At 61.5% G+C, this 3,986-nt stretch carries 4 protein-coding genes; 1 reads left to right on the forward strand and 3 read right to left on the reverse strand.

The window, feature by feature from the left end; genetic code table 11:
- Nucleotides 1–131 precede the first annotated feature (131 nt).
- Genes BN1117_RS17100 through BN1117_RS17110 form a run of 3 tightly spaced genes read right to left on the reverse strand, consistent with a single transcriptional unit; the run spans nucleotide 132 to nucleotide 3,359 of the window.
- Nucleotides 132–1,001 carry a 23S rRNA (adenine(2030)-N(6))-methyltransferase RlmJ gene (locus BN1117_RS17100; RefSeq protein ID WP_040099359.1) on the reverse strand — a complete coding sequence of 290 codons (870 nt, stop codon included), beginning with the start codon at nucleotides 999–1,001 and terminating at the stop codon, nucleotides 132–134.
- Nucleotides 995–1,456, reverse strand: a complete 462-nt coding sequence (locus tag BN1117_RS17105) for a DUF2390 domain-containing protein (protein WP_040099361.1) — start codon at nucleotides 1,454–1,456, stop codon at nucleotides 995–997. The genes BN1117_RS17100 and BN1117_RS17105 overlap by 7 nt, the downstream gene beginning before the upstream one ends.
- Nucleotides 1,449–3,359 (reverse strand): ABC transporter ATP-binding protein, encoded by a 1,911-nt coding sequence (locus tag BN1117_RS17110; RefSeq protein ID WP_040099363.1) that lies wholly within the window; start codon nucleotides 3,357–3,359, stop codon nucleotides 1,449–1,451. Before BN1117_RS17110 ends, BN1117_RS17105 begins: the two co-directional genes overlap by 8 nt.
- A 154-nt stretch (nucleotides 3,360–3,513) precedes the next feature.
- Here BN1117_RS17110 and BN1117_RS17115 point away from each other — a divergent pair, with 154 nt between their 5' ends.
- Nucleotides 3,514–3,927 (forward strand): CBS domain-containing protein, encoded by a 414-nt coding sequence (locus BN1117_RS17115; protein WP_040099365.1) that lies wholly within the window; start codon nucleotides 3,514–3,516, stop codon nucleotides 3,925–3,927.
- The last annotated feature ends 59 nt before the right edge of the window (nucleotides 3,928–3,986 follow it).

The raw sequence follows: 3,986 nt of genomic DNA on the forward strand, positions 1-3,986 counted from the left end.
CGCGATGAACCTAAAAAAACAAGAAGCCCCTGAACGGGGCTTCTCTTTGCTGGCCATGCCGCCAGTGTGAACGGCTTGGGTGAGCGACTTGCTGGCGCCTTGACCGGGCGCCAGAGCGGGCTGGTGCGAGCTTACTCTTCGACCTTGTTCAGCCACTCCACCTTGTATTGGGCGCCGGCGCCCTGCGCCAGCTTGGCACAGAGGGGTTTGAGGAAGGCTTCGATCTGTTCGTCCAGCATCCAGGGCGGGCTGATGATCAGCATGCCTGAGCCGTTCATGCCCCAGTCGGCAGTCTGACCAGCCACTTCCAGCTCGGCCACCAGCACGTTGCCGAAGTTCTCCCGCTTGATGGCGCGCAGCATATCGCGGGATTTGTCCGCCTCCTGCCCGAGGATGGGATACCAGAGGGCGTAGATGCCGGTCGCCCAGCGCTTCTGCGCCTTTTTCAGGGTATCGACCACGGCGAAGTAATCTTCTTTGAGCTCATAAGGCGGGTCGATCAGCACCAGCCCGCGGCGCGGGGTGGGCGGCAGCAGGGCGATCAGCCCCTCGAAGCCATCACGGTGGTGCACGGCGACGCGGGGGTCATAGCCCATGTTGGCGCGCAGGTCTTCGACCTCGTTGTTGTGCAGCTCCATCAGCGCCAGCTTGTCCTGCTCGCGGGTGAGGCGACGGGAGAGCTCCGGCGAGCCGGGGTAGTAGTGCAGCTCGCCGCTGTTTCTTTCTTGAGCGGGGTTCATCTCCTCGATAACGCCGAGATAGGGGGCCATGGCAGACCACTGGGCCCGCTCGTCCCACAGGCGGCCGATGCCGTCGGCATACTCGGCCTTTTTCTGGGACCAGTCGCCGCGCAGGTCGTAGAGACCGCCACCGGCATGGGTGTCCAGCACGATGAAGGGTTTCTCCTTCTTCTTGAGGGACTCGATGATCAGGGCCTGAACGGTGTGTTTCAGCACGTCGGCATGGTTGCCGGCGTGAAAGGCGTGGCGGTAGCTCAGCATATTAGATCTCTGAGGGGGCCCTGCTGGGCACCCAGTAGCGATAGATAGTTCAACAAATTGCGGCTGTTGCCGCGAAACAGGGAGAGGCTGCGCAGGGTCTGCAACAGGACGCCCTGTTGGAGCCGCTCCAGCTCCAGTTCGTGGGCCAGCATCGACTGATACTGCTGTTCGTCGAGTCGCGTCTTGGCGCTCTGGCGCAGGGCGCGCCAGGGGGTCAGCACCGCCTCGGTCTGCAGCAAGGCGGGCTGCAGATCGAGTAGATCGACCACGACGCCGAGTTGATCGAGCCGGTGCAGCAGCAGCGCCAGATTGACGTTGCCCCCCTGTTCCTGCACGGTGAGCCAATCCTGGCTGCGCTCACCATAGACCTTGCCGCTCCAGTGCCAGAAGCCGATCGGCGTCGGCAATTCGTGTACTGCGACCCGTTCGCTGGCCATCAGCTGTTCGTTACGCAAAGAAGGCTTGCTCCATGGTTTCCAGCTCTTCGGAGAGGTTCATCCACTCCAGCTCCACCTCTTCCAGTTGCTCCTTGAGGGGGCCCTGGGATTTGAGCAGCTCGGAGAGCTTGGTTTTAGCGCTCTCTTCGTAGATGGCGGGGTCGGCCAGCTGGCTCTCGATGTCGCCAAGCTTGCCTTGCAGCTTCTCCATGCTCGCTTCGAGCTTTTCGAGCTTCTGGCGCAGGGGGCGGGTTTGCTGGCGGAACTCCGCCTCGCGCCGCTTCTGATCCTTGCGCGCCACCGCCGAGTTGGCAGAGACGGGGCCATCGGCCGGTTTGGCGTTGGCCTCTTTCTCCTGCTCGCCGAGCCACTTGTGGTAGTCGTCCAGATCGCCGTCGAACGGCTCGACCCGGCCACCGTGCACCAGATAGAAGTCATCTGTGGTGGTACGCAGCAGGTGACGGTCGTGGGAGACCACTACCATGGCCCCTTCGAAGCCTTGCAGCGCCATGGTCAGGGCGTGGCGCATCTCCAGATCCAGGTGGTTGGTCGGTTCATCCAGCAGCAGGAGGTTCGGCTTTTGCCAGGTGATCAGCGCCAGCACCAGCCGCGCTTTCTCGCCGCCGGAGAAGGGGGCTACCTTGTCGAGCGCCTTGTCACCGTGAAAACCGAAGCTGCCCAGATAGTTGCGCAGCTCCTGCTCGGTCTTGTCCGGCGCGAGGCGCACCAGATGATCGAGCGGGGTATCGTCCAGACGCAGGGTCTCCAGCTGATGCTGGGCAAAATAACCGATGCTCACCCCAGCGCTCACTTCCAGCTTGCCTGAGAGCGGCGGGTTGGAGCCGGACAACATCTTGATAAAAGTGGACTTACCGGCGCCGTTGCGACCGAGCAGACCGATGCGCGAACCCGGTACCAGATTGAGTTTGATCTTCTCCAGGATCACCTTGTCGCCGTAACCGGCAGAGAGGTTCTCCATGGCGATCAGCGGGGTCGGCAGGGCCGACGGCTCGCGAAACTCGAAGCTGAACTCGGAGTCGGCGTGGGCGGGCAGGATCTTCTCCATCCGCTCCATCGCTTTCAGGCGGCTCTGGGCCTGGCGGGCCTTGGAGGCCTTGTAGCGGAAGCGATCCACATAGGATTGCATGTGGGCCATCTCCCGTTGCTGCTTCTCGTACATCGACTGCTGCTGGGCCAGATGTTCGGCGCGCTGCAGTTCGAAGTCGGAGTAGCCGCCGGTATATTCGTTGAGCTTGCCGTTCTCGATATGGATGATGCGACCGACCACGGAGTCGAGAAAATCGCGGTCGTGAGAGATCAGCACCAGGGTGCCCTGATAGCTCTTGAGCCACTTCTCCAGCCAGATCACTGCATCGAGATCCAGGTGGTTGGTCGGTTCATCGAGCAGCAGCAGATCGGAGCGGCAGAGCAGCGCCTGAGCGAGGTTCAGACGCATGCGCCAGCCACCGGAGAAGCTGCGCACCGGCGAGCTGAGCTGCTCGTCGGCAAACCCCAGACCATGCAGCAGCTCGGCGGCGCGGGCGCGAATGCTGTAGGCACCGATGGTATCGAGCTTGCCGTGCAGCTCTGCTACCAACAGGCCATTGTCATCCTGCTCGGCCTGTACCAGCTGGGCTTCCAGCGAGCGGAACTCCTTGTCGCCGTCGATCACGTACTCGAGGGCGGAGCAGTCGAGCGCCGGGGTCTCCTGCGCCACCCCTGCAATTTGCCAACCGGCGGGCAGGCTGAAGCTGCCGCTGTCGATGGCCAACTCGCCCCGAACCAGTGCAAAAAAGGTGGACTTGCCACAGCCGTTCTTGCCCACCAGACCCACTTTGTGGCCGGGGTGAATGGTGGCGGAGGCGCTGTCCAGCAGCTTGCGGCCGCCGCGGATCAGTTCGATTTGACTGGCAACTATCATGGGTGGGATCTGCTTGCTCAAGATGGAGGAGAAAAACTGGCGCGGATCTTACGTGAAATGACGCAGATTTGCACTGTAGCGAAGGGCTGCTCACTGGCTGGCGCCGCAAAAACATGTCATAACAGAGAAACCAGCTGGATAACGGGAGGTTAGCATGCGTATCAGGGATATTATGACGACCCGGGTCGCCACCGTTTCAATGGATGATCGACTCAGTCTCATCAGAGATATCTTCGAGCAGGCCCACTTTCGTCATCTGCTGGTGCTGGAGGAGGGAGAGCTGGTAGGAGTTATCTCGGATCGGGATCTGTTTCGCGCCATCAGCCCCTATCTCGACTCCGAAGCCGAGATGAGCCGTGATACCGAAACCCTCAGCAAGCGAGCCCATCAGATCATGAGTCGGCAGATCATCACTATCGCTCCCCATCTCACCGTGCGCGACGGCGTCAAACTGATGCTGGAGAAGGGGGTATCTTGTCTGCCAGTACTGGAGAATGGTGCCCTGGTTGGCATCATCAGCTGGAAGGATTTTCTCAAGGTGGCACTGGCCAGTGACGCGCTGGGGTAGCGCGGCACCGCCACGCACTCATCTGCCATGGCACGCGTTACGAAATAGAGAGAGGGGAG

The organism is Aeromonas australiensis (genome assembly GCF_000819725.1).
Lineage (GTDB): Bacteria > Pseudomonadota > Gammaproteobacteria > Enterobacterales > Aeromonadaceae > Aeromonas > Aeromonas australiensis.